Annotated in this window: 23 protein-coding genes and 1 other annotated feature; of the genes, 13 read left to right on the plus strand and 10 right to left on the minus strand. The window is 65.8% G+C overall.

The features are described 5' to 3' along the window. Positions 1 to 145 precede the first annotated feature (145 nt). From O6Y00_RS11220 to O6Y00_RS11235, 4 genes are read right to left on the minus strand one after another with little or no spacing between them, the layout of a single operon-like run. Positions 146 to 1,162 carry an arginine N-succinyltransferase gene (locus O6Y00_RS11220; protein WP_353442695.1) on the minus strand — a complete coding sequence of 339 codons (1,017 nt, stop codon included), beginning with the start codon at positions 1,160 to 1,162 and terminating at the stop codon, positions 146 to 148. Then, complete coding sequence (locus tag O6Y00_RS11225) at positions 1,159 to 2,364, minus strand: hydrolase (protein WP_353442696.1); 1,206 nt, start codon at positions 2,362 to 2,364, stop codon at positions 1,159 to 1,161. Before O6Y00_RS11225 ends, O6Y00_RS11220 begins: the two co-directional genes overlap by 4 nt. A gap of 40 nt (positions 2,365 to 2,404) precedes the next feature. After that, a complete protein-coding gene (locus O6Y00_RS11230) occupies positions 2,405 to 3,307 on the minus strand; it encodes a DUF481 domain-containing protein (protein WP_353442697.1) in 903 nt (300 codons plus the stop codon). Between the two features lie 52 nt (positions 3,308 to 3,359). After that, positions 3,360 to 3,842: an RNA pyrophosphohydrolase gene (locus O6Y00_RS11235; RefSeq protein WP_353442699.1), complete on the minus strand. Its 483-nt coding sequence runs from the start codon at positions 3,840 to 3,842 to the stop codon at positions 3,360 to 3,362. Between the two features lie 74 nt (positions 3,843 to 3,916). On the opposite strand from O6Y00_RS11235, the gene O6Y00_RS11240 reads away from it, so the two are divergent. From O6Y00_RS11240 to O6Y00_RS11250, 3 genes are all read left to right on the plus strand, one after another. After that, positions 3,917 to 4,819, plus strand: a complete 903-nt coding sequence (locus O6Y00_RS11240) for a histone deacetylase family protein (protein ID WP_353442700.1) — start codon at positions 3,917 to 3,919, stop codon at positions 4,817 to 4,819. Between the two features lie 33 nt (positions 4,820 to 4,852). Next, positions 4,853 to 6,214, plus strand: a complete 1,362-nt coding sequence (locus O6Y00_RS11245) for a cryptochrome/photolyase family protein (RefSeq protein ID WP_353442702.1) — start codon at positions 4,853 to 4,855, stop codon at positions 6,212 to 6,214. A 202-nt stretch (positions 6,215 to 6,416) separates the two neighbouring features. Further along, complete coding sequence (locus O6Y00_RS11250; RefSeq protein WP_353442703.1) at positions 6,417 to 7,661, plus strand: cyclopropane-fatty-acyl-phospholipid synthase family protein; 1,245 nt, start codon at positions 6,417 to 6,419, stop codon at positions 7,659 to 7,661. 81 nt (positions 7,662 to 7,742) lie between these two features. On the opposite strand, the gene O6Y00_RS11255 is transcribed toward O6Y00_RS11250, so the two are convergent. Further along, a complete protein-coding gene (locus O6Y00_RS11255; RefSeq protein WP_353442705.1) occupies positions 7,743 to 8,453 on the minus strand; it encodes an SDR family NAD(P)-dependent oxidoreductase in 711 nt (236 codons plus the stop codon). 16 nt (positions 8,454 to 8,469) lie between these two features. After that, a complete protein-coding gene (purF, locus tag O6Y00_RS11260) occupies positions 8,470 to 9,927 on the minus strand; it encodes an amidophosphoribosyltransferase (protein ID WP_056058607.1) in 1,458 nt (485 codons plus the stop codon). A gap of 120 nt (positions 9,928 to 10,047) precedes the next feature. Here purF and hisI point away from each other — a divergent pair, with 120 nt between their 5' ends. Genes hisI through O6Y00_RS11280 form a run of 4 tightly spaced genes read left to right on the plus strand, consistent with a single transcriptional unit; the run spans position 10,048 to position 13,183 of the window. Further along, a complete protein-coding gene (hisI, locus tag O6Y00_RS11265) occupies positions 10,048 to 10,410 on the plus strand; it encodes a phosphoribosyl-AMP cyclohydrolase (protein WP_056058610.1) in 363 nt (120 codons plus the stop codon). Further along, positions 10,407 to 10,892, plus strand: a complete 486-nt coding sequence (locus O6Y00_RS11270) for a hypothetical protein (RefSeq protein WP_353442707.1) — start codon at positions 10,407 to 10,409, stop codon at positions 10,890 to 10,892. The genes hisI and O6Y00_RS11270 overlap by 4 nt, the downstream gene beginning before the upstream one ends. A 32-nt stretch (positions 10,893 to 10,924) precedes the next feature. Further along, positions 10,925 to 11,377 (plus strand): MerR family transcriptional regulator, encoded by a 453-nt coding sequence (locus tag O6Y00_RS11275; RefSeq protein ID WP_056049049.1) that lies wholly within the window; start codon positions 10,925 to 10,927, stop codon positions 11,375 to 11,377. 3 nt (positions 11,378 to 11,380) lie between these two features. Further along, positions 11,381 to 13,183: an acyl-CoA dehydrogenase C-terminal domain-containing protein gene (locus tag O6Y00_RS11280; protein ID WP_353442708.1), complete on the plus strand. Its 1,803-nt coding sequence runs from the start codon at positions 11,381 to 11,383 to the stop codon at positions 13,181 to 13,183. Positions 13,184 to 13,322: 139 nt separating this feature from the next. On the opposite strand, the gene O6Y00_RS11285 is transcribed toward O6Y00_RS11280, so the two are convergent. From O6Y00_RS11285 to O6Y00_RS11295, 3 genes are read right to left on the minus strand one after another with little or no spacing between them, the layout of a single operon-like run. Continuing rightward, positions 13,323 to 14,648, minus strand: coding sequence for a cell wall hydrolase (locus tag O6Y00_RS11285; RefSeq protein WP_353442709.1), 1,326 nt, complete (start codon positions 14,646 to 14,648; stop codon positions 13,323 to 13,325). Beyond that, complete coding sequence (gene cysK / locus O6Y00_RS11290) at positions 14,645 to 15,565, minus strand: cysteine synthase A (RefSeq protein WP_353442711.1); 921 nt, start codon at positions 15,563 to 15,565, stop codon at positions 14,645 to 14,647. Before cysK ends, O6Y00_RS11285 begins: the two co-directional genes overlap by 4 nt. Continuing rightward, positions 15,562 to 16,914: an MFS transporter gene (locus tag O6Y00_RS11295; RefSeq protein WP_353442712.1), complete on the minus strand. Its 1,353-nt coding sequence runs from the start codon at positions 16,912 to 16,914 to the stop codon at positions 15,562 to 15,564. The genes cysK and O6Y00_RS11295 overlap by 4 nt, the downstream gene beginning before the upstream one ends. A 467-nt stretch (positions 16,915 to 17,381) precedes the next feature. On the opposite strand from O6Y00_RS11295, the gene pdhA reads away from it, so the two are divergent. From pdhA to O6Y00_RS11315, 4 genes are all read left to right on the plus strand, one after another. Further along, positions 17,382 to 18,434 (plus strand): pyruvate dehydrogenase (acetyl-transferring) E1 component subunit alpha, encoded by a 1,053-nt coding sequence (pdhA, locus tag O6Y00_RS11300; protein WP_056048766.1) that lies wholly within the window; start codon positions 17,382 to 17,384, stop codon positions 18,432 to 18,434. Further along, positions 18,434 to 19,861 (plus strand): pyruvate dehydrogenase complex E1 component subunit beta, encoded by a 1,428-nt coding sequence (locus O6Y00_RS11305; RefSeq protein WP_353442714.1) that lies wholly within the window; start codon positions 18,434 to 18,436, stop codon positions 19,859 to 19,861. Before pdhA ends, O6Y00_RS11305 begins: the two co-directional genes overlap by 1 nt. A gap of 221 nt (positions 19,862 to 20,082) precedes the next feature. Beyond that, positions 20,083 to 20,736: a hypothetical protein gene (locus tag O6Y00_RS11310; protein ID WP_353442715.1), complete on the plus strand. Its 654-nt coding sequence runs from the start codon at positions 20,083 to 20,085 to the stop codon at positions 20,734 to 20,736. 95 nt (positions 20,737 to 20,831) lie between these two features. Then, positions 20,832 to 21,272: an EF-hand domain-containing protein gene (locus O6Y00_RS11315; protein WP_353442716.1), complete on the plus strand. Its 441-nt coding sequence runs from the start codon at positions 20,832 to 20,834 to the stop codon at positions 21,270 to 21,272. On the opposite strand, the gene trmFO is transcribed toward O6Y00_RS11315, so the two are convergent. Continuing rightward, a complete protein-coding gene (gene trmFO / locus O6Y00_RS11320; protein WP_353442718.1) occupies positions 21,208 to 22,575 on the minus strand; it encodes a methylenetetrahydrofolate--tRNA-(uracil(54)-C(5))-methyltransferase (FADH(2)-oxidizing) TrmFO in 1,368 nt (455 codons plus the stop codon). The two genes, O6Y00_RS11315 and trmFO, sit on opposite strands and share 65 nt — an antisense overlap. 73 nt (positions 22,576 to 22,648) lie before the next feature. Between trmFO and O6Y00_RS11325 the strand changes: the two genes are divergently transcribed. Beyond that, a complete protein-coding gene (locus O6Y00_RS11325) occupies positions 22,649 to 23,092 on the plus strand; it encodes a DUF488 domain-containing protein (RefSeq protein ID WP_353442720.1) in 444 nt (147 codons plus the stop codon). A 170-nt stretch (positions 23,093 to 23,262) separates the two neighbouring features. Continuing rightward, positions 23,263 to 23,318: a sequence feature (sul1 is cis-regulatory element that is thought to sense ions involved in sulfur or methionine metabolism; They are found in Alphaproteobacteria), on the plus strand. Between the two features lie 68 nt (positions 23,319 to 23,386). After that, the gene (locus O6Y00_RS11330; RefSeq protein ID WP_353442721.1) at positions 23,387 to 24,865 is read left to right on the plus strand and encodes a SulP family inorganic anion transporter; all 1,479 of its coding nucleotides are present in this window, start codon (positions 23,387 to 23,389) and stop codon (positions 24,863 to 24,865) included. Positions 24,866 to 24,882: the final 17 nt, after the last annotated feature.

Genomic DNA, 24,882 nt, shown 5'->3' on the forward strand with positions numbered 1-24,882 from the left:
CAATCAGCCCTCGCCGACGCGGCTATGCTGCGTTGGGAGAACAGAACGTAGACTTACAAACAGTGGAAAACTCCGCTCGCGACTCACGCATTTCCGCCATCTCGGGTTATCTGTAAATTAACCCGACGAAAAAGAGCTTAACGCCTCAGATGCGATCGACGTGGAGAACCGTGTCGCCCTCGGCGATTTCGAGCGCGTCGGCACAGTCCTTCGCCACCGTGATCCCGTTTTCACCATCGCGAACGTCACCGAATGCCGCGCGAAAGCGCGCGAGCTCACCGGTTGCGACGAGCGCCTGCGTGCCGGCGTCGCAGCCGATTGCGGCCACGCGGCTTTCACGCGCATCGGCGATGGTGCGGACCCGGTCGGTACGCGCGGTCATGGTCGGGCCACCGTCGAAGATGTCGACATAATTCTCGAATGCGAAGCCCTCGTTCTCGAGCATGCGCATCGCCGCACGACCCGAGGGGTGGGGAAGACCGATCGCGGCGCGCGCGCTTTCGGTGAGCATCGCGGTATAGATCGGGTGCTTGGGCATCAGGTCGGCGATGAACTGGTGGCCGTTGATCGCGTTGAACTGATCCGCGTCCTGAAAATTCATCCCGAAGAACCGCCCGGCGAGACCGTCCCAGAACGGCGAGCCGCCCGCTTCGTCGATCACGCCGCGCAGTTCGGCGAGGATCCGGTCGGCGAAGCGCGCGCGGTGCATCTTGATGAACAGATAGCGGCTGCGCGCGAGCAGCAGGCCAAGACCGCCGGCACGTTCGCCGGGGTGGAGGAACAGCCCGCCGACCTCGCTCGCGCCCTCGAGATCGGTGGCGAGCGACAGCATGTCGGCGCGGAACGTGCGGTTCAGCTCGCGGCTGTGCTGCGTCAGCTGGCCGATCCGGTAGCTGTAGAACGGGTAGCTCTGGCCGACCTGGGTGAAAATCTGGCAGGTGCCGCGGACCTCCTTGGTCGCGACATTCTCGAGTACCAGCACGAACAGCTCGTCCTGGACCGGGCCATCGATGCGCGCGAACGCGGCATGGCTGCGCTCGAGCTTGGCGGTCAGCGCGCGACGGTCGGGCGGCAAATTGGTGAAGCCGCCGCCCGTGAGCTTCGCCATTTCGTAGAGATGCTGGAGATCGTCGTCGACCGCAGCCCGGATCCTGAAGCTCACAAACGGCCCTCCGCGATACGCAATATGGTGACGGCTGACAGCGCCGCGCGCTCGGCGAGGCTGTCGGGGATCATGAACTCGTCGGTCGAATGGATCGCGCCGCCACGCACGCCCATCGTGTCGACCACCGGTACGCCCGCCGCAGCGATGTTGTTGCCGTCACACACCCCACCGGTTGCCTTCCACGCGATGTCGAGCCCTAGATCGCCGCCGGACGCCTTCACCAGATCGAACAGTCGCGCGGCGCCCGCGTCGATCGGTTTCGGTGGGCGATTGAAGCCGCCATGAACCTCGATCTTTACGTCATGCTCGGCGGCCACCATCGCGACTGTGGAGTCGATATGCGATTGGGCGCGCGTAATCTCGTCGAGCGTCGCGGGGCGGAAATTGATGCGGAGGATGGCGAGGTCGGGAACGACGTTGTTCGGGCCGCCGCCTTCGATCCGCGCAGGGTTCACCGCCAGGCGCGGCCCGCGGACCTTTGACAGGCGCACCGCGATATCGGCGGCGGCGACCACAGCGTTGCGGCCATCGTCGGGGTTGCGACCAGCATGTGCACTGCGCCCGCGGACGATGATCGAGAAATTGCCGGTGCCGCCGCGTGCGCCTGCGAGCGTGCCGTCGGCGAGCGCGGGTTCGTAGGTGAGCGCCGCGATCTTGCCCCGTGCGGCACTGGCCAGAAGCGCGGCGGACGAGAACGAGCCGGTTTCCTCGTCCGAGTTTATGACAACGTCATAGCCGATCTGCGCGGCCAACGGCGTGGCCTCGACTGCGGTCAGCGCCGCGAGCATCACGGCCAGCCCGCCCTTCATATCGGCGACACCGGGCCCGTTGAGGCTGCCGTCGTCGTGCCACCGCAGCGACTGGAACGCGTGATCGACCGGATACACGGTATCCATGTGCCCTGTGAACAGCATGCGCACCGGCGCGTCCGGCCGGACGACCAGATGCAGGTGCTTGCCATGCCCGATCGACGATACAATCCCATCGGATGCGACGCTGTCGACCGGAATCGGCTCGACCAGCGTGATCGCGCCGGGCAAATGCGCGAATGCATCCCCCAGCAGCCCCGCCATCGTCGCCAAGCCCACCAGATTGCGCGTGCCGCTGTTCACCGCCGCCCAGGCCTCGACCTGCGTCAGCATCGGTGTCGCGCGCGCCGTTTCGACGGCGTCGCGCTCGATCGTTGAAAGTCCCCTCATCGCGCGACCCTAGCGAGGCCGGGCGCATGTGGGAACACCGTCAGAAGCTGTAGACCAGCGATGCGCGGCTGGTGGTGTCGGTCGACACCGAGCCGAGTGGCGGTTCGCTTTCATACTGGACGCTGTACGACAGCGCGGCGGACAGCGGTCCGATCAGCTTGGCGTTGAGCGACGTCGTGCCGCTCAGCGTGCTGTTATAGCGCTGGACATACGCGGACGCGACTTGGCTGACCGACAGCCCGCTGAGGATCCGGACGCTGAAGTTCGCAGTGCCACGCGCGGCCAGGCTGCTCTGCTCGGTATTGTCGGTGAACTCGGTGTAGCGATAGGCCGGCCCGAGTTCGAGGTCGAGCTTGGTCCCGGCGGTCTTGAGCACGCTGTAACCGGCGCCGACCGAGGTCGAATAGCGGTTGAAATAGCCGAGGAACCGATCGCCTTCATACTGCGCGACGCCGTAGATATAGGCGCGCTCGTCGATCTTGTAGTTGGGCTCGTACGAGGCGAGGTAATGCTCGCGGGTCGTGATGTTGAGGTTCGATTGGTAGTCCGCCTGGACATGCAGTTTCTGGCGCCAGCGGAGGCCTTCGCGGGTTAGATCGAGCACTGCGGTACCGCCCGCCGTGTCGGAATTGCCGGTCGTCAGATAGCCGCCGATTTCAGCCCTGCCGCTCCACAGGTCGAGGAAGCTGGCCTGACGGATCACCTGCGTGCGTTGCGCCGCGCGGTCGGCCTTCCATTTCTCGGCAACCGCCAGCACCGCGTCTCCGCTGAGCGGGTCGGCGGCGCGCGCGTATTTGGCGACCGTGTTGACGTCCGCCTCGTTACCCGATTCCAGCGCGGCGTCGAGCATCGCCCGGATCGTCTCCGGGATCATCACCGACGTCGGATCGGGCGCGTTGGCGAGCAACAGCGGGGCGAGGGCAAGACAGGTTAAGCGGCGCACGCCGGATTCCGTAACGGCAGCGCGGCGTGATGGGAACTGCGGAACGATGTGGTTATGCGCCGAGATGTGGCGCGAAGGCGGCGAGTACCTGTTCGTAGAGCGCCTTCTTGAACGGCACGATCAGCCGCGGCAGGTCGGCGGGGTCGCTCCAGCGCCACGCGCGGAATTCCTGGTGGCCGGTGGCGATGTTCACGTCGGCGTCGGTGCCGTGGAACCGGTACAGGAACCAGCGCTGAGTCTGGCCGCGCCATTTGCCCTTCCACACTTTGCCGAGCAGTTCGGGGGGGAGGTCGTAGACGAACTCGCCGGGCGCTTCCGCGATCAGCTCGACCTTGTCCGGCATGACGCCGGTTTCCTCGCCGAGCTCGCGCAACGCGGCGGCTTCGGCGTCCTCGCCGGGGTCGATCCCGCCCTGCGGCATTTGCCATGCCTCCAGTGGCGAGTCGTTGCGCTGGCCGACGAAGATCCGGCCGTCCGCGTTGATCAGCATGATTCCGGCGCACGGGCGGTAGGGCAGGGTTGAAACGTGGGTCAAAATAGTCTCCGCAACGCAGGGGCTTGGGGCTCGGGCAACTTGGGGATCGGCAGGCGCGCTCCTACCTATGGAGCATGATCCACGTCGTCCACCATCCCGACTATGTCACCCCAGCGCCGGCGCGCTCGACCTATCGCTGGAACAAGAACGGGCTGATCCGCGACCTGCTGCTCGAAAAAGGCGATACGGTCGCTTGGCACCGCGCCGAGGCGACCCCGACCGCATGGCTGGAGACGGTGCATGACGAGGACTACGTCGCCGAAGTGCTCCGTGCGCAGGTGCCGAAGGAGAAAGAGCGGCGGATCGGGTTTCCGGTGACGGCGGCGGTGGCGTCGAGGGCGGCGATCGTGCCGCACGGGACGTGGTTGGCGGCTTGCCTCGCGCTGGAGCATGGGTTTGCGGCGAACACCGCGGGCGGGAGCCATCATGCGCTGGCGAATACCGGTGCGGGGTTTTGCGTGTTCAACGACCTCGCAGTGGCGGCGGCGCGCCTGATCGACGAGGGGCGGGTGGCGCGCGTGCTCGTCGTCGATTGCGATGTGCATCAGGGCGACGGGACTGCGGCGTTGCTCGCGGGGCGGCCGGAGATCGCGACCTATTCGATCCATGCTGAGAAGAATTTCCCGGTGCGGAAGGCTCGTTCGACGCTGGACGTGCCGTTGCCGGACAAGGTCGGCGACGAGGCGTATCTGGCGACGCTGGAGGCGACCTTGGTGCCTTTGCTCGACGAGTTCCGGCCCGAGTTGATCCTGTATCAAGCGGGGGTGGATCCGTTCGAGGGCGATCGGCTCGGGCGGTTGGCGCTGACCCTGGAGGGCCTGGCGCGGCGGGAACGGCTCGTCGCTAGCCTTGCGATTGCGCGTGGGGTGCCGCTCGCGAGTACGGTCGGCGGGGGCTACGGCGACGATGCGCTGGCTATCGCCGAGCGACACGTGGCGGCAATCGTGACGCTGGGGGAAACTTTCGCAGCGGCGTGATGCTGGATCGCGGGTTGCTGCGTTGGGGATGCGATGACGACACCTGTTCTTCTCTGGCTGCGCCAGGACCTCCGCCTTCACGATCACCCCGCGCTGATCGCCGCCGCGCATGCCGGGCCGGTGATCCCGGTCTATGTGCTCGACGACGACGCGCCGGGTAAATGGAAGATGGGCGGCGCGCAGCGGTGGTGGTTGCACCACACACTCGATTCGTTCAGCAAGTCGTTGGCGGACAAGGAATCGAAGTTGATAATGCGACGCGGCGATGCGGTCGCGGTGCTAACGGCGCTGATGGAGGAGACTGGTGCTGAGCAGGTCCATGCGATCCGGCACTACGAGCCTTGGTGGCGCAAGGCCGAGGCGGCGCTCGGTGACCGGCTGTGCCTGCACGACGGCAACCACCTCGCGCGCGTCGAGGATGTGAAAACGGGGTCCGGCGGGCAGTTCAAGGTGTATTCCTCGTTCTGGAAGGCGCTGAACCAGATGATGCCGCCGGGCGATCCCGAGCCTGCGCCGCGAACGATCCCGGCGCCGTCGAAATGGCCAAGAACCGAGACACTGGCGGACTGGGATCTCCTGCCGACCAAGCCGGACTGGTCGACCGGGTTCGGCGACTGGACGCCGGGCGAGGCGCAGGCGTTGCAAAATGCGAAGGCGATGGCGCCGATCGTCGAGGCGTATGATGTCGATCGCAACATGCCGTCGATCGAGGGCACCTCGCGCCTATCCCCGCACCTGCATTTCGGCGAAATCTCGCCACGTACGGTGTGGCATGCCGTCGATGGTCACGGCGACGCGACGACGTTCCGCAAGGAACTGGCGTGGCGCGATTTCACCGATGGTGTCGTGCTGACGATGCCGGATTACGGCGATACGAACGGGCGGCCCAAATTCGACAAGCTGCCTTGGCGGTCGGGCAAGGAGGCCGAGGCGGACCTGAAGACATGGCAGGAGGGCAAGACGGGCTATCCGATCGTCGATGCCGGGATGCGCCAGCTTTGGGCGACCGGCTGGATGCACAACCGCGTGCGGATGATCACGGCCAGCTTCCTGGTGAAGCATCTGCTGATCGACTGGCGCGAGGGGGAGCGCTGGTTCTGGGACTGCCTGGTCGATGCGGATTACGGGAACAATTCGGTGAACTGGCAGTGGGTGGCGGGGACCGGGGTGGATTCGAACATGTTCGGGCGGATCATGGCGCCGCTAACACAGTCCGAGAAGTTCGATGCGGGGGACTATATCCGCGAGTGGGTTCCGGAACTGGCGCAGGTGACCGGCGAAGCGATCCATGATCCCGACGAGTCGGGCTGCCGCCCGAAGGCGTATCCGCCGAAGATCGTCGGCCATCGCGAAGGCCGCGAGCGCGCACTCGAGGCTGGCCGGCACGCGCGGTAAGCCGTTGCCGCCGTCACAACCCCCGTCATCCTGACGAAAGTCAGGACCCAGAGCCGTAAACGTCGACGCCCGTAACTCTGGGTCCTGACTTTCGTCAGGATGACGGTTGAGGGCAATGGCTGGTCGATGGGCCGCCCCAACCGGAGCCTGTTCGACGCCAGCCTCTTTCCTCGCTCGCCCCCCTGTTGCATGGAGCGCCGCGATGACTGCCGTTCCCGCTTTCGATGATGTGCCCACCGCGCAAGGTTCCACTGTCGCGCGCCTCGTCGCGCCGGTGTTTCACCGTTTGCTCGACCGGATAGACGCAGGGCTGGAGAGCGGCGGCATAGACGCGCACTTGCCCGACGGCACGCGGCGGCTGATCGGCGGTCGGGCTCCGGGGCCTTTACCCATCGTGACCGTGCACCGCTGGCGCGCGCTGGTCCGGCTCGCGACCGCGGGTTCGGTCGGCTGGTACGAGGGTTGGGCGGCAGGCGACTGGTCGAGCCCCGATCCAATGCCGCTGTTCGACCTGTTCATGCGCAACCGGCGCTCGCTCGGGAGTTCGGCGCGGTCGGGGGGCGTCGTGCGGCTGGTTGCGCGGGCGTGGCACCGGATGCGGCGGAACGATCCGACCGGTTCGCGCAAGAACATCGCGGCGCATTACGATCTCGGCAACGACTTCTACGAGACGTGGCTTGACCCGAGCCTGACCTATTCGAGCGCGATCTTTGCCGAGCCGTTCGACGACGCCGAACCGCATGAGGCGGCGCAGGCGACCAAGCTGCGTGCGATCCTCGACCGGACCGGGGCGCGGGCTGGCGATACGATCCTGGAGATCGGGTGCGGTTGGGGATCGTTCGCTGAGATGGCGGCGCGCGCGGGGGTCGGCGTGCACGCGCTGACGCTGTCGACCGAGCAGAAGCGGCAGGTCGACGACCGGATCAGCGCAGCGGGGCTCGACGGCGTGCGCGTGGCGCTGACCGATTACCGCGACGTCACCGGGACCTATGATGCGGTGGCGAGCATCGAGATGGTCGAGGCGGTCGGCGAGGAATACTGGCCGGTGTATCTCGACGCGATCGCGCGCGCGTTGAAGCCGGGCGCGCGCGCGGCGTTGCAGTATATCTCGATCGATGATGCGATCTTCGACTCCTATTCGCGAAGTGTCGACTTCATCCAGCGCTACGTGTTTCCGGGCGGGATGCTGTTGTCGGAGCCGCGGTTTCGCGCGCTGGCCGAGGCGCGTGGGCTGGCGTGGGAAGATCGGCGCGGGTTCGGGCTGCACTATGCAGAGACGTTGCGACGGTGGCGGGTCGCGTTCGATGCCGCGGTTGCGGAAGGGCGGTTGCCGGCGCGGTTCGATGCGCGGTTCGTAGCGTTGTGGCGCTACTATCTGATGTATTGCGAGGGCGGGTTTCTCGGCGGCGGGATCGATGTCGCGCAGGTTACGCTGGTGAAGCGCTAACGTTTTCCTGCGCACGCAGGAACCCAGGGTAACGGGCGGTGGCGATTGTGACCCTGGGCTCCTGCGTTCGCAGGAGAACGGTTAGGCTACCCGCTCGAAGTGGCCGGGTTCGAAGCCTTCGATTGCCAGCGTGACGATGCGATCTGCCACAACTGCCGGTTCCTTGACCGAGTTCGGGTCCTCGCCCGGATACGCCCGCGCACGCATCTTGGTCCGCGTCGCGCCAGGGTCGACGATCGCGGTGCGGATGGCGCTGATCTCGGCCATCTCGTCGCCATACGCACCGAGCAGCGTCTCGAATGCCGCCTTTGAAGCGCCGTAGAGGCCCCAGTACGCGCGGGGTTTGCGGCCTACGCTGGACGTCACGCCGATCACGCGAGCCGACTTGGCCTTCTTCAGCATCGTGTCGAACGCAGCGATCATGGCTGCCTGCGCGCTGACGTTGAGCGTCAGGACCTGCGCCATTTCCTTCGGATCGATCGCCGGCACCGACGAGAGCGAGCCGAGCATGCCTGCGTTCAATACGAGTACGTCGAGCGCATCCCAGCGGTCACCGATCGCGGTCGCCAAGCGCGCGATGGCTTCGCTCTCGGCAAGATCGAGAGGCGCGATCGTCGCCGAGCCGCCAGCCGCGTGGATCTTCGCCTCGACCTCTTCGAGACCACCGGGCGTGCGCGCCGTCAGGACGACATGCGCGCCCTTCGCCGCCAGCGCGATCGCGGTTGCGGCGCCGATGCCGCGGCTGGCACCGGTGACCAAGGCCAGCCGGCCGTCGAGAGGCTTGTCCGTCATATCAGCTCCGCGAGTATCAGATGACGCGTTCGGCGAGCATCGCGAACTGGTCGACTTCCGAGCCTTCGTCATGGTCGGTCAGCGTCGTCGGATAGTCGCCGGTGAAGCACGCATCGCAATATTTCGGACGGACATCCGCGCGCTTCGCCTCGCCAAGCGCCTTGTAGAGGCCGTCGATCGAGATGAAGTTCAGGCTGTCGGCGTGAATGAAGCCGGTCATGCCGCCGAGATCGAGCTTGGCCGCGAGCAGCTTCTCGCGCTCGGGCGTATCGACGCCGTAGAAGCACGAATGCCGGGTCGGCGGGCTGGCGATCCGCATATGGACTTCGGCCGCGCCTGCCTCGCGCATCATCTCGACGATCTTGAGCGAGGTCGTGCCGCGGACGATCGAATCGTCGACGAGGATGACCCGCTTGCCCTTGATCAGCGCGCGATTGGCGTTGTGCTTCAGCTTCACGCCGAGATGGCGGACCTTGTCGCCGGGCGAGATGAACGTGCGCCCGACATAATGCGAGCGGATGATGCCGAGCTCGAACGGGATGCCCGATTGCTGGGCATAGCCGATCGCGGCCGGCGTGCCCGAATCGGGGACCGGGATGACGAGATCGGCATCGACCGGCGATTCGATCGCGAGCTGCGCACCGATCGCTTTCCGGACCGAATAGATCGAGTGATCGTCGACGATCGAGTCGGGGCGCGAGAAATACACCCATTCGAAGATGCACGGCCGCGCCGCCATCGGTGCGAACGGGCGGATCGAGCGGATCTCGGAGCCTTGGACGATGACCAGTTCGCCCGGCTCGATCGCGCGGACGAAGGTGGCACCGACGACATCGAGCGCGACCGTCTCGGAGGCGAAGATCACCGCGTCGCCCAGCTTGCCCATGACGAGCGGCCGGATGCCCAGCGGATCGCGGCAGGCGATCATGCCCTCCGGCGTCATCACGATCAGCGAATACGCACCCTCGATCTGCTTCAGCGCATCGATGAAGCGGTCGAGCAGCGTGCGATAGTTCGAGGTCGCGACGAGATGGATGATCGTCTCGGTATCGCTGGTCGACTGGAAGATCGAACCGCGGCGAACGAGCTCGCGCCGCAACCGCATCGCGTTGGAGATATTGCCGTTATGCGCAATCGCGAAGCCGCCGGTCGACAGCTCGGCATAGAGCGGCTGGACGTTGCGCAGCGCGGTCTCGCCGGTCGTGGAATAGCGGACGTGCCCGCAGGCTACGGTGCCCGGCAGCGACCGGATCACGTCGTCGCGGTCGAAGTTCCCGGCGACGTGACCCATCGCCCGGTGCGTATGGAAATGCGCGCCATCGAAGGTCGTGATGCCAGCGGCTTCCTGGCCGCGGTGCTGCAACGCGTGCAGCCCCAGGGCTACGAGCGCGGCTGCGCCATCGGTGGCCGAAACGCCAAACACCCCGCATTCTTCGCGGAGTTTGTCGTCATCATAAGGGTTTGTCGTCAGCATGCCGGTTCTCACGTCGTGCGGAAGCTGCCCTATACGAGCGGATCGCCGGCTTGTCGCCTGTTTGTAATAACATTGCGCGCTGCTGGTCGCATCGGGGCGGGTTTCGGGTATATCCGGGGCATGACACACAGCCGCGACACGGGCCTGACGCTCGATCCGAAATTCGATTCCGCCGGGCTCCTGACCGCGGTCGTCACCGATCGCGTATCGGGCGACGTACTGATGGTCGCGCACATGAATGCGGAGGCGCTCGCGGAAACGCAGGCGACCGGCGAGGCGCATTTCTGGTCGCGCAGTCGGGAAAAGCTCTGGAAGAAGGGCGAGACGTCGGGGAACGTGCTGCGCGTCGCCGAACTTCGGATCGATTGCGATCAGGATGCGGTGTGGGTGATCGTCGATGCGGCGGGGCCAGCGTGCCATACCGGCGAGCGGACGTGCTTCTTCCGGCGGATCGAAGGGGGCAGACTGGTGCCGGCCGAATGAAGCGGGCGTTGCTGCTCGCGCTGATGCTCGGCGGGTGTGGGCGGGAGCCGACGACTGCGGTGGCAGACAGCGCGGGGGCTCGGCTCGAGGCTGCGGCGGAGACGGCGGGGATCGTGCCCGACCCGAATGCGCCGCTGCAAGGATCGTGGGCGCGCGATACGGACCGCGTCTGCGTGGTCGGTACGGCAAAGACTGCCCAGATCGGGGTCAGCGTCGACTATGGCGAGGATCAGGCGTGCGCCGCGTCGGGAACCGTCGAGCGAGCAGGCGATGCACTCAAGCTCGCGTTCGGCACGTGCAAGTTCGACGCACGCTTCGACGGCGATCGGATCGTGTTTCCCGCCGAAGTCCCCGAAGCCTGCGAGTCCCTCTGTACTGGCCGCGCGTCGCTCGCGGCACTGACCGTAGACCGCCTCAGCGATTCGCGATCGGAGGCGGCAACGCTACGGTCGACGAAGGGAAAGTTGCTTTGCGGCAATTGACGTTGACGTAAACGAGAGTTATTTCTCCGGGGATGGCGACACAAGCATCCCCTCGATTGCAGGCGACCCCGCAGTCCTACGCGGTGATCGAGCCGCGGCATGATCGTGAAAGCTTCACGATCTCCGACCTTTCCGCCGAGTTCGACGTGACCGCGCGCGCACTCCGCTTCTACGAGGACGAGGGCCTGATCGCGCCCGAGCGTCGCGGCACGCAGCGTATCTATTCGCACCGCGACCGTGCGCGCCTAGCCTGGATCCTGCGCGGCAAGCGCGTCGGGTTCAGCCTCGGCGAGATCCGCGAGATGATCGATCTCTACGATCTCGGCGACGGTCGCCGCGCGCAGCGCCAGGTCGTGATCGAGCGGAGCCAGGCGCGGATCGCGCTGCTGACCGCGCAGAAGCGCGACATCGATCTCGCCATCGACGAACTCACCAGTTTCGTGGCCCTCCTCGAAGTGAGCCGCGCCCAGGACAACCAAGGATAAACCATGCCCCAGTATACGCCCCCCGTCCGCGACACGCGTTTCGTCCTCGAGCATGTCGTCGGCCTCGATCGCTACAATAACCTCCCCGGCTTCGATGCGGCCTCGCCCGACGTCGTCGACGCCGTGCTCGAAGAAGGCGGCAAGTTCGTCGCGGAAGTGCTGTTTCCGCTCAACCTGTCAGGCGACCAGCAGGGCTGCACGCGGCATGAGGACGGCTCGGTGACGACGCCGGATGGCTTCAAGGAAGCGTACAAGCAGTATGTCGAGAGCGGCTGGGCGACGCTCGGCAACCAGCCCGAATATGGCGGGCAGGGTATGCCGCACGTCGTGTCGACCGCGTTCCAGGAATACATGATCTCGTCGAACATGGCGTTCGCGATGTATCCTGGCCTGACGCACGGCGCGATCGCCGCGCTGATCGCCAAGGGCTCGGACGCGCAGAAGGCGATGTACGTGCCGAAGATGGTGTCGGGCGAATGGGGCGGGACGATGAACCTGACCGAGCCGCAGTGCGGCACCGATCTTGGCCTGATCCGCACCAAGGCCGAGCCGCAGGCGGACGGCTCGTACGCGATCACCGGCACGAAGATCTTCATTTCGAGCGGTGAGCATGACCTGACCGAGAACATCATCCACCTCGTCCTGGCCAAGACGCCGGGCGCGCCGGACAGCTCGAAGGGCATCTCGCTGTTCGTCGTGCCGAAGTTCCTCGTCGAGGAAGACGGCTCGTTGGGTGCGCGCAACGGCGTCACCTGCGGCTCGATCGAGCACAAGATGGGCATCCACGCGAACTCGACCTGCGTGATGAACTATGATTCGGCGACCGGCTGGCTCGTCGGCGAGGAGATGAAGGGCCTCGCCGCGATGTTCATCATGATGAACGCCGCGCGTCTCGGCGTCGGCCTCCAAGGTCTCGGCGTTGCGGAAGTCGCCTACCAGAATGCCGTCCAGTACGCGCAGGATCGTCGCCAGGGCCGCGCGCTGACCGGGCCGAAGGAGCCGCAGGAGAAGGCGGACACGCTGTTCGTCCATCCCGACATCCGCCGCATGCTGATGGAGGGCAAGTCGCTGACCGAGGGCCTGCGCGCGCTGATCCTGTGGACCGCGCTCCAGGCCGATCTCGAGCATCATGCCGAAACCGAGGAAGAGCGGCAGCTCGCGGGCGACATCATCAGCCTGCTGACCCCGGTCATCAAGGGCTATGGCACCGACATGGGCTATGCGATCGCGACCAACGCGCAGCAGGTTTACGGTGGCCACGGCTATATCGCCGAATGGGGCATGGAGCAGTATGTCCGCGATGCGCGGATCGCGATGATCTACGAGGGCACCAACGGCGTCCAGGCGATGGATCTGGTCGGCCGCAAGCTCGCGCAGAACGGTGGTCGCGGGATCCAGGCGTTCTTCAAGCTGGTGGCGGACGACGTCGCCGCGGCGAAGGCTGATCCAGCGACGGCGTCGTTTGCCGAAGCGCTGGAGAAGGCGAACGGCCAGCTTCAGGCGGCGACGATGTGGTTCATGGCGAACGGCATGAAGAACCCCGAGAACGTCGGCGCGGGCGCGGTCAGCTACATGCACCTGATGGGGATCGTAGCGGTCGGTACGATGTGGCTGCGGATGGCGGTCGCCGCGACCAAGCTGAAGGCGGCGGGCGAGGGCGAGGCTGCGTTCCTCGACGCCAAGCTGGTGACCGCGCGCTTCTATGCTGAGCGGATCCTGCCGGATGCAGGCGCACTGCGTCGCAAGATCGAGGGTGGTGCGGAGTCGCTGATGGCGCTGCCGCCCGAGATGTTCATGGCGGCCTGATCGGCGTGATCCCCTCCCTGGAAGAGTGGGGCAGGGAGAGGGTCGGATTCTGCGGATCCGACCCTCTCGACCTGAGCTGATTAGCCCACCCCCAACCCCCTTTCAGCGAGGGGGAATTGGAGATCCGTCCGCTACGCCGCTACTGTTTCGGTACGCTGGCTGCGGGTGTCGGCGCGGGCATCGGCGGTGAAGCTACCGCACCCGGCTTCCGCCTCACCCCATTGAGTTCGGGAACGACGGTGACCGTCGGCGTTTCCGCCGGAGCAACGGTCGCGGCCGCCACGGGCGTTGCCCGCATCACCTGTCGCTTCATGCACTGCGCTGGCACCTTCCGCGGAAACTCCGCGCAGTTCCACAGGGTCTTCTCGACGCCCGCGTCACGATCGCGCAGATAGCTGAACGACAGCGCGGCGATCTGTTCGTCGTTGAGCGGCAGCGCAAAGCCCATCGAACCCGGCTCGCTCCAGCCCATCACCTTGCAGCGCGGTCGGTCGCCACACGCCTTCAGCGCCAGTGCCTGGAAACTCTCGGGCGGCTGGTGAGGGTCGATCGTCGTGAGGAAGCTGTTCGGATCGGCCGGCAGCGGCGCTAGCCCGCGGGTATTGAGCGACATCGCGGCGAGCGACGCGTTCGCGTCGTCTGCCACCGCCAGCGCGATACCGAGGCCGTGCGCGTCCGACAGCCCTGCGAGTTGCGCAATCACCGGCTCGACCGTCTCGGGATGGCGGCCGAACGCGGCTGGCGTGCCCCACCAGCCGGTCCAGCGGAAGAACAGATGCGTGTGCACCGCGGCGACCTTGTCGAGGCTCGACTGCCAATACGGCACCACCCAGTCGGTATGATAATGCGTGGCGTAGCCGACCGGCTTGAACACCGCCCCGGCAAGTGCTGCGGTGGCGACCTCGCGCGCTCGCCGCCATGCATCCGATGTCGGATGCCAGCGGGTGATCGCACCGTCGCAGCTGAAGCTGAACTGGCAGCCGGTCGCGCGGTCCTGCCCCTCGAACACCACGCCGCACACCGTCTTGGGAAAGGCGGGGTGGCGCAGCCGGTTCAGCACGACCTGCGCGACCGCGCGTTCGCCGAGCGTGTCGTCGCCCGCCTCGTAGATGATGCCCGCCGCCATGCAGTCGGTCGCGCGCGCGAGATCTTCCGGGCCACCCTCGAACCGGAACGGGCGTGCCGCGGGGTTTGGCGCGGTCGAGAACGGCACGGCCGCATTGAACGCCCGTGCATCGTCCATGCTCAGGTCGACGAACTTGACGGGCTCGACCTGCGGAACCTCGGCTTTCGGCACGACGCGGCCGGCGGGCAGCGCGATCCGCTTGGGCGCCTGCCGGATCACCGGCGGGTTGGCGACGACCAGCGCGGGCCCGACCACCGCGCAAGCGGCGATCGCGACGAGAACGCCGTTCAGGATCGTGGTGCCGCGCCCGGGGGACGCGGCGGAGGTTGACACTGTCACTGTTCGGGCAGGAAGTCCGGGACCGACAGATAGCGCTCGCCGGTGTCGTAGTTGAAACCGAGAACCCGAACATTGTCAGGCAGATCGGGGAGCTTCTGGAGGATCGCTGCGAGCGTCGCGCCCGAGCTGATACCGACCAGCATGCCCTCTTCGCTCGCAGAGCGACGGGCCATGTCCTTCGCCACAGCGGCGTCGACCTCGATCACGCCGTCGAGCGCCTGCGTGTGCAGATTGACGGGAATGAATCCGGCACCGATGCCCTGGATCGGGTGCGGGCCGGGCTGGCCACCGGCGATGACCGGCGAGGCGGCGGGCTCGACCGCGTAGACCTTGAGCGACGGCCATTCCTTCTTCAGCGCCTCGGCGACGCCGGTGATGTGGCCGCCGGTGCCGACGCCGGTGATGATGACGTCGATCGGCGTATCGCGGAAGTCGGCGAGGATTTCCTGTGCGGTCGTAGCGACATGCACGGCTATGTTAGCAGGGTTTTCGAACTGCTGCGGCATCCATGAACCGGGTGTCTGCTCGACGAGTTCCTTGGCACGCTCGATCGCGCCCTTCATGCCCTTCTCGCGCGGGGTCAGGTCGAACGTCGCGCCGTAGGCGAGCATCAGGCGACGGCGTTCGATCGACATGCTCTCGGGCATGACGAGGACGATCTTGTACCCCTTCACTGCGGCAACGAGCGCGAGGCCGATGCCGGTGTTGCCGCTGGTCGGCTCGATGATCGTGCCGCCGGGCTGGAGGTGTCCATCCTTCTCCGCCGCCTCGATCATCGCGAGCGCGATGCGGTCCTTGATCGACCCGCCGGGGTTCGAGCGCTCGGATTTCACCCAGACTTCGGATTCGGGGAACAGCTTCGACAGGCGGACGTGCGGCGTGTTGCCGATCGTATCGAGGATCGAGTTGGCCTTCATGGCTTGGCTTCTCCGTGTTCGGGTTCGGTCTCTAGGATCTCTGGGGGATCAAAGGTTTTCGCGCGGCCTAGTTCCGGGAACAGTCGCGCCCAGCCGATCGTGATCGCAATAGCACCGACGCCGCCGAACACCACTGCACCGACCGGACCGAGCAGCGACGCCATCACGCCGCTCTCGAATTCGCCGAGTTCGTTCGAGGCAGAGATGGTGAGCTGCGACACCGCGCTGACGCGGCCGCGCATGGCGTCGGGGGTGTGGAGCTGGATCAGGGACTGGCGGACATAGACCGAGATCATATCCGCGCCGCCCGCGACGATCAGCGCGACGAGGCTGAGGACGAATGCGGGCTGGACGGAGATGCCGCCGATCGTACCGGGCGCGATGCCGAGCAGGGTCACGATCGGCGTGGCGACGCCGAAGGTTAGGATCGCAAGGCCGAAGACGACGACGGCCGCGAGCATCTTCACGCCGACATTGGTGCTCATCGGCCGGAACGAGAACCAGATCGCCGTCACCGCTGCCCCGATCCCCATGCCCGCCGCGAGCACCCCCAGCCCCTGCGAGCCGACATGGAGGATGTCGCGCGCATAGACCGGCAGCAGCGACGTCGCGCCTGCAAGCAGCACTGCGAACAGGTCGAGCGTGATCGTCGCGAGCACCAGCCGGTTGCGGCGGACATAGCTGAAGCCCTCGATGATACGGGCGAGCGGGCGATGGTCGGGCTGCGAAGCGGGTTGCGGGACCGGGCCGATCAGGATCATGAAGAGCAGGGCGACGACAAACAGGATCGTCGCGACGCCGTAGGCGACCTCCGGGTGGATCGCGTAGAGGAGGCCGCCAACGCTAGGGCCCGCAATCGTGCCGACCTGCCACGCGATCGAGCTTATTGCTATCGCGGTCGGGAGAACGGCGCGGGGAACGAGGTTGGGGGCGAGGGCAGAGTAGGCGGGCCCTGAGAAGGCTCGCGCGACGCCGAAGGCTACCGCGGCCACGAACAACACGCCGAGCGTGAGGTGGCCCGTCCATGTCAGGAGCCACAGTGTCGCAGCGGTAAGGACCAGCAGCGTGGTTGTTCCTCTGACGATCCAGCGCCGGTCGAAGCTGTCCGCGACGAGGCCGGTGATCGGGGTCAGCAGGAACAACGGCACGAACTGTGCGAACCCGATCATGCCGAGCATGAAGGCCGCCTGGCGGATATCCATCGTCTCGCGAGCGATATTGTAGACCTGCCACCCGATCACGATCGACATCGCACTGACCGCGATCGTGCCGGTGAAGCGGGACAGCCAATAGGCGCGGAAATTGGCGATCCGTAAGGGATGCTGGTGGGGGTCTGCGATGGTGGCCATTGCGGTTGGCTTTAGGCTTGGGTGAACGGGCAGGGCAACCGGAGCTTTGCTTGGGCTGGGAATAGTGGCCTGGCCGAGGATGCCCAACCGAAGAAAGCTTGCTTCCCCGCGAAGGCGGGGACCCAGACTGGGCTCCCGCCTTCGCGGGCGAACAAGGAAGCGGGGGCTGACGTGCTTGGCATCGGTGTTGCCGCCACCACTCCTCCGTTACCTCAGCACCACCCCGGCGAAGGCCGGGGCCCAGTTGGGGAACGTCGCTAACTGAGAACTGCGCGTCGTTACTGCGGCTTCCCAACTGGGCCCCGGCCTTCGCCGGGGTGGTGGCCTTTTCGGAAGGGCAACGGGTGGGAGCGGACCCTATCCCATACCCCGCAAACCCACATACCCCAGACGGGAATTGATGTTCCGCCCCGTCCGCGCCTATAGGCTCCCTCAACTCCCCTACGGAAAACGAGGTTTCCCACATCGTGGCCAAGACCCCCCCACCAGCACGCGCAATCGCCGAACCGCCGATTACGAACCGCGAACGACCGGCCGAACCAAAGCCGTACGAGGCGTCGAAGGACGAACTGCTCGAAATGTATCGGCAGATGCTGCTGATCCGCCGTTTCGAGGAAAAAGCGGGCCAGCTCTATGGCTTGGGCCTGATCGGTGGCTTCTGCCATCTCTACATCGGCCAGGAAGCCGTCGCCGTCGGCCTGCAGTCCGCGCTCAACGGCGAGACCGATTCGGTGATCACCGGCTACCGCGATCACGGCCACATGCTCGCCTACGGGATCGACCCGAAGGTGATCATGGCCGAGCTGACCGGGCGCAATTCGGGGATCTCGAAGGGCAAGGGCGGATCGATGCACATGTTCTCGACCGAGCATAAATTCTACGGCGGCCACGGCATCGTCGGTGCGCAGGTGTCGCTCGGCACCGGCCTCGCGTTTAAGCATAAATACTCGAACGACGGCGGCATCTGCATGGCCTATTTCGGCGACGGCGCCGCGAACCAGGGCCAGGTGTACGAGAGCTTCAACATGGCCGAGCTGTGGAAGCTCCCGATCATCTTCGTGATCGAGAACAACCAGTACGCGATGGGCACCAGCGTCAACCGCGCCTCCGCCGAAGACCAGCTGTATCGCCGCGGCGAGAGCTTCCGCATTCCCGGTATCCAGGTCGACGGCATGGACGTGCTCGCCTGCCGCGGTGCCGCCGAGGAAGCGCTGGCGTGGGTCCGCGCGGGCAAGGGTCCGGTCATCCTCGAGATGAAGACCTATCGCTATCGTGGCCACTCGATGTCCGATCCGGCCAAGTACCGCACGCGTGACGAGGTCCAGGCGGTTCGCGACAAGTCCGATCCGATCGATCACATGAAGAAGCTGCTCGACGCGCAGGGCGTGACCGAGGCGGACCTCAAGTCCCTTGAACAGGAAATCAGGAAAATCGTGAACGAAGCCGCCGATTTCGCCGAGCAGACCCCGGAGCCGGATGCTGCCGAGCTCTACACCGACGTTCTGGTGGAGAAGTACTGATGGCGATCGAGATCAAGATGCCCGCGCTCTCCCCGACGATGGAAGAGGGCACGCTGGCCAAGTGGCTCGTCAAGGAAGGCGATAGCGTCAAGTCGGGCGACATCCTCGCCGAGATCGAGACCGACAAGGCGACGATGGAGTTCGAGGCGATCGACGAAGGTACGATCGGTTCGATCGCCGTCGCTGAAGGCACCGACAACGTGAAGGTCGGCACCGTCATCGCGACGATCCTCGAAGAGGGCGAGAGCGCAAGCGACCAGAAGCCCACGGAAGCACGCTCCGGCGATGCGGCCAACGCCGCGCCGAAGGAAACGCCGTCGGACGACAAGGCGCCGCCGGTCCCCGAAGGCGCTTCGCCCGCCAAGGCCGAGAGCGGCACGCAGCAGCTCGTCGCATCGGCGGAAAAGGTCGGCATCTCCGACCCCGCGATCCCCGAGGGCACCGAGATGGTCAAGACGACCGTCCGCGAAGCCCTGCGCGACGCGATGGCCGAGGAAATGCGCGAGGACGACCGCGTCTTCGTGATGGGCGAGGAAGTCGCGCAGTATCAGGGCGCGTACAAGGTCACGCAGGGGCTGCTCGACGAGTTCGGCGACCGTCGCGTGATCGACACGCCGATCACCGAATACGGCTTTGCCGGCATCGGCGCGGGCGCAGCGATGGGGGGCTTGCGCCCGATCGTCGAGTTCATGACCTTCAACTTCGCGTTGCAGGCGATCGACCACATCATCAACTCGGCGGCCAAGACCAACTACATGTCGGGTGGCCAGATGCGCTGCCCGATCGTGTTCCGCGGTCCCAACGGCGCCGCGTCGCGCGTGGGTGCGCAGCACTCGCACAATTTCGCGGCGTGGTATGCGAGCGTCCCCGGCCTGATCGTGATCGCGCCCTATGACGCGGCAGACGCGAAGGGCCTGCTCAAGGCCGCGATCCGCACCGAGGATCCGGTCGTGTTCCTTGAGAACGAGCTGATGTACGGCCGCAGCTTCGACGTCCCCAAGCTCGACAACCACGTCCTGCCGATCGGCAAGGCGCGGATCGTCCGCGAGGGCAAGGATGTCACGATCGTCAGCTACTCGATCGGCGTCGGCATCAGCCTCGAAGCCGCCGAGAAGCTTGCTGAGGAAGGCATCGACGCGGAGGTCATCGACCTGCGCACGCTGCGCCCGCTCGACACCGAGACGGTGCTGAAGAGCCTCGCCAAGACCAACCGCATGATCATCGTCGAAGAGAATTGGGCGACCTGCTCGATCGCGTCGGAGATCGTGTCGGTGGTGATGGAACACGGCTTCGACGACCTCGACGCACCGGTGCTCCGCGTCGCCAACGAAGACGTGCCGATGCCCTATGCGGCGAACCTCGAAAAGCTGATGCTGGTCAACGTCGACAAGGTCGTCGCTGCGGCCAAGAAGGTTACCTACAAGTAAGGACGACGCACCGGTCGGAACAACCGGCCGGTGCGCTCAGGTCGCGCAAGCGCCGGCCGTGGGACCGGCAACCAGCGCGAGAGCTTGCGTATAGCGCTGGCGAACGGTGCACACGAACGCGCTGCGCAGCGTGTGCATTCCGAAGGTTGCCATCGCAGTTACCGTTGCGTGGGCCGAACGCGGGGGATGCGGGACGAGGGGCGGCACGCTATCGCTGGCGCATGACCCGACCTGATCCCGATCGAATATTGGCGTTCAGCTACGCCGACTTCGCCGCGCGCCCTGCGCTGGAAGCGTTGTTCGCGCTTGACGATACGCTGGGTGGCATTCTGAGGACGACGCGTGAGTTGTTGGTCGGACAGATGCGTTTGACTTGGTGGTATGAGGCGTTGGGTAAGCTCGATGTCGCGCGTGCGCCCGCCGAACCGGTATTGACCGCGCTTCAAGCTTCCGTACTGCCGAGGGGTATCTCCGGCGCCATGCTGGCGGGGATGACCGATGGCTGGGAGGCTCTGCTCGAGCCGGTGCTGGACGCCCAGGCCTTGGAGCAGTTCGCGCGCGATCGGGGGCGGCGGTTGTTTGAATTGGCCGGCATATTGTTGTCGACAAGCGATGCGCGGATCGGGTTGGCGGGCGAGGGCTGGGCGATGGCAGACCTTTCACGGCAATTGCGCGACGCGTCTAGCCGCACATTGGCGCGCACGAGGGCCGTCGAAGCGCTCGACGCCGCCTTGCGTGGCCGCTGGCCGAGGGAGGCTCGCACGCTTGGCGCCTTGGCACTCGCGGCGCGGTTCCACGTGTCCGCATCGCCACCGCCGCCGGGCAGCCCGAAGCGCGTCGGGCGCTTGGCCTGGCATAGATTGACCGGATACTGATCAATCGGATGGGGATTGTCGCAAGCGACGCGTAGCGTACCGGCTGGGCGATGGGGGCGGTGGCGATGTGGCGGTATGTAGCAGGCGGAACGGCGGTGATCGCATTGATCGTTGCCGGGTTCATGTTCTTCAGCGGGAACGCGCGACCTAGACCGGTTTTGCCATCGCAACCGATAGCACAGGCCAACGGCACGTCCGTCCCCAACGTTCCGCTACCCGATGCCGCACCCGAAGCGACGGACAAGACGCGCGAGCAGAAGCGGTTCGATCGCTACGACAAGGATCGCGACGCCAAGATCACGCGCAAGGAATACCTTATCCAGCGGCGCAAGGCTTACGCGCGGTTGGATGTGGACGGCGACGGCAAGCTCTCGTTCGACGAGTGGGCGGTAAAGGCGACGACCAAGTTCGCCGACGCGGACCGTGACAAATCGGGCACGATGACCGCGCCCGAATTTGCCACGACCGCGGTCAAGCGGAAGGGGCCAGCTCGGGTGAATTGTCCACCGGTTCAGGCTGCTGCCGAGGAGAGTTGAGCCACTCTGCAAGCGCCGTGCGGCCGCGATTGGTGTACATCCGCTTGCGATCGGTCTTCTTGGTCCGGCCGGGGATTGGCGGAAACAGGCCAAAGTTCACGTTCATCGGCTGATACGTCTCTACCTCGGCACCGCCGGTAATGTGGCCGAGCAGCGCACCGAGCGCCGTCGCATAGGGCGGCGGCGTCAGCGTCTTGCCGGTGAGTTCCGCCGCCGCGAACAGCCCCGCGAGCATCCCGATCCCGCAGCTCTCGATATAGCCCTCGCAGCCGGTGATCTGGCCGGCGAACCGGATGTTCGGGCGCGACTTCAGCCGCAGCGTTTCGTCGAGCAGTTCGGGCGAGCGAATGAACGTGTTGCGATGCAGTCCGCCCAGCCGCGCGAACTCGGCGTTCTCCAGGCCGGGAATGGTGCGGAACAGGCGGACCTGATCGGCGTGCTTCATCTTGGTCTGGAAGCCGACGATGTTCCACAACGTGCCCTGCGCGTTGTCCTGGCGAAGCTGGACGACGGCGTGCGGCCAGCGCCCGGTCTTGGGATTGTCGAGGCCGACCGGCTTCATCGGCCCGTAGCGCAGCGTATCGACGCCGCGCTCCGCCATCACCTCGATCGGCATGCAGCCGTCGAAATAGGGCGTGTCCTTCTCCCAGTCCTTGAACGGGGTCTTTTCGCCATCGATCAGGCCCTGGTGGAAGGCAAGATACTGGTCCTTGTCCATCGGGCAGTTGATGTAATCCTTGCCCTCTCCCTTGTCCCAGCGCGACGCGAACCACGCGGTGTCCATGTCGATCGAGTCGCGGTGGACGATCGGTGCCAGCGCATCGAAGAAGGCGAGCGCCTCGCGGCCGGTCTCGGCACCAATCCCGGCGGCGAGCGACGCGGCGGTGAGCGGACCGGTGGCGATGATCGTCGGGCCGTCCGGAAGCGCGTCGATGCGTTCGCGGACCAGCGTGATGTTCGCATGCTGGTCGATCGCTTCCGTGACGCTGGCCGAAAAATTGTCGCGGTCGACGGCGAGCGCGGAGCCGGCGGGGACGCGGTGGATGTCCGCCTGCCGCATGATCAGCGAACCGAGCGTACGGAGTTCCTGATGAAGCAGGCCAACCGCGTTGCTCTCCGCGTCGTCCGAGCGAAAACTGTTCGAGCAGACGAGTTCGGCAAGGCCGTCGGTCTGGTGTGCAGGGGTCTCTTCACCGCTGCCGCGCATTTCGGAAAGGCGGACCTTGAGGCCGGCTTCGGCGAGTTGCCAGGCGGCTTCGGAACCGGCGAGCCCGCCGCCGATGACATGGATATCGTGGGTCATTCAGGTCAGATAGCGCGCGACGGCTGTCATGTCAGCGGTTGTCGTGCCAGCGGGGCAGCCCCACTTCGCCTGGATGACGAACCCCACGAAAATCTTCACGATCGGCTACGAAGCCACAACGATGGCCGATTTCCTCAGCGCGCTGAAGACGGCGGGGGTGGAACGGGTGATCGACGTCCGCGCTCTGCCTTTGTCGCGACGACCTGGTTTTTCGAAGTCCTCGCTCGCCGCGTCGCTACGCGGGGTTGAGATCGATTACGTGCACTTAAAAGCGCTGGGAACGCCGAAGCGTGGGCGCGATGCGGCCAAGAAGGGCGACGTCGCGACGCTGACTGCGGTCTATGACGAACAGCTCGAACTTCCCGAGGCGCAGGCGGCCGCAGCGATCATGCTCGGGCTGGCGGCCGACAAGCCGAGCGCGCTGCTGTGTTACGAGCGCGATCCGTGTCACTGCCACCGGACGCTGTTGTTGCGAGCGGTGGGCGAGGGGGCCGAGGTGGTGGATTTGTTCACCTGACCCATTCCTGTTTTCTCCGTCATCCTGCCCCCCCCGTCATCCTGACGAAAGTCAGGACCCAGAGGCACGCTTCGTAACTCTGGATCCTGACTTTCGTCAGGATGGCGGGCAGGGTTTATGGGCCGAATGTTGCATCAAGGCTCACTCGCCGCTAACGGACCCCCATTCGCCCTGGACCCGGTGCAATTCCGGGTGGCTATTCCGGCCGCCGATCCGCCGGACAACGCACCGACGCCTTGATACCGAACCGCCCGCGCAACCGCCGCGGTTCTCGCGTCCTATGCGGATACCAACATGACATCACTTTCTCGTTACCGGGCCGAATGGTTCAACGGCCCGACGGCTGCGCGCCGCGACGTTCTCGCCGGCATGGTCGGCACCTTCGCGCTGATCCCCGAGGTCATCGCCTTCTCGTTCGTCGCCGGTATCGATCCCGAAGTCGGCCTGTTCGCCTCGTTCGTGATCGGCATCGTCATCGCGTTCGCTGGCGGCCGCCCCGCGATGATTTCAGGCGCAGCCGGCTCCGTCGCGCTCGTTGCCGCCGCGCTCGTCCACGCGCACGGCCTGCAATATCTGCTTGTTGCGACAATGCTCGCCGGCGCACTCCAGATCGCGTTCGGGCTCGCCAAGCTCGACATATTGATGCGGTTCGTCTCGAAATCGGTTCATGCCGGGTTCGTCAACGCGCTGGCGATCCTGATCTTCTCCGCGCAGGTGCCGCAGATGGTCGGCGTCAGTTGGCAGGCCTATGCGATGATCGCCGGCGGTCTCGCGATCATCTATCTCGTGCCGCGGATTTCCAGCGCGATCCCGTCGCCGCTGATCTGCATCGTCGTCCTCACCGCGATCGCGATGTGGTTCCCGATGCCGCTGAAGACCGTCGGCGATCTCGGCCGCCTGCCGGACTCGCTGCCGTCGTTCGGTCTTCCGCACGTGCCCCTGACCTGGGACACGCTGCGGATCGTCGCCCCCTATGCTTTCGCGATGGCCGCGGTCGGCCTGCTCGAATCGATGATGACCGCCAACGTGGTCGACGAACTCACCGAAACGACCAGTTCGAAAACGCGCGAGTGCACCGGGCTCGGCCTCGCCAACATCGCCGCGGGCGCGTTCGGCGGCATCGCCGGCTGCGGGATGATCGGCCAGACCGTCGGCAACGTCCGCTATGGCGGCACCGGGCGACTCTCGACGATGGTCGCAGGCGTGTTCCTGCTGATCGTCATGGTCCCGCTGCGGCCGTGGGTTGCGCAGGTGCCGGTCGCGGCGCTGGTCGCGATCATGATCATGGTGTCGATCAGCACGTTCTCCTGGGGCTCGCTCCGCGACCTCGCGCGGCACCCCAAGACGTCGAGCGTGGTGATGGTCGCGACCGTCGTCGTCACGGTCGCGACGCACGACCTGTCGCTCGGCGTCGGCGTCGGCGTGCTGCTCAGCGGCGTGTTTTTCGCGTGGAAGGTGACGCGGTTGATGGACGTCGCGATCGAGCACGACGTGGCAAGCGACACGCGTATCTACCGGGTAAGCGGGCAGATCTTCTTCGCGAGCGCCGACATCTTCGCCGATCGCTTCGATCTGCGCGAGACGGCTCGCGCCGTCCGCATCGACCTGACCAATGCACACCTCTGGGACGTCACCGCAGTCGGCGCACTCGAAACCGTCGTTGATAAGCTCCGCCGCCACGGGCGCGAGGTCGAGGTGATCGGGCTCAACACCGCAAGCGCGACGCTAGTCGATCGCCATGCGCCGCTGATGCTGGATCCAATCGGAGGCTAGTGCTCGATCTTTGGGGC

It is taken from the genome of Sphingomonas faeni (genome assembly GCF_040407565.1).
GTDB classification, from domain to species: Bacteria; Pseudomonadota; Alphaproteobacteria; order Sphingomonadales; family Sphingomonadaceae; genus Sphingomonas; species Sphingomonas faeni_F.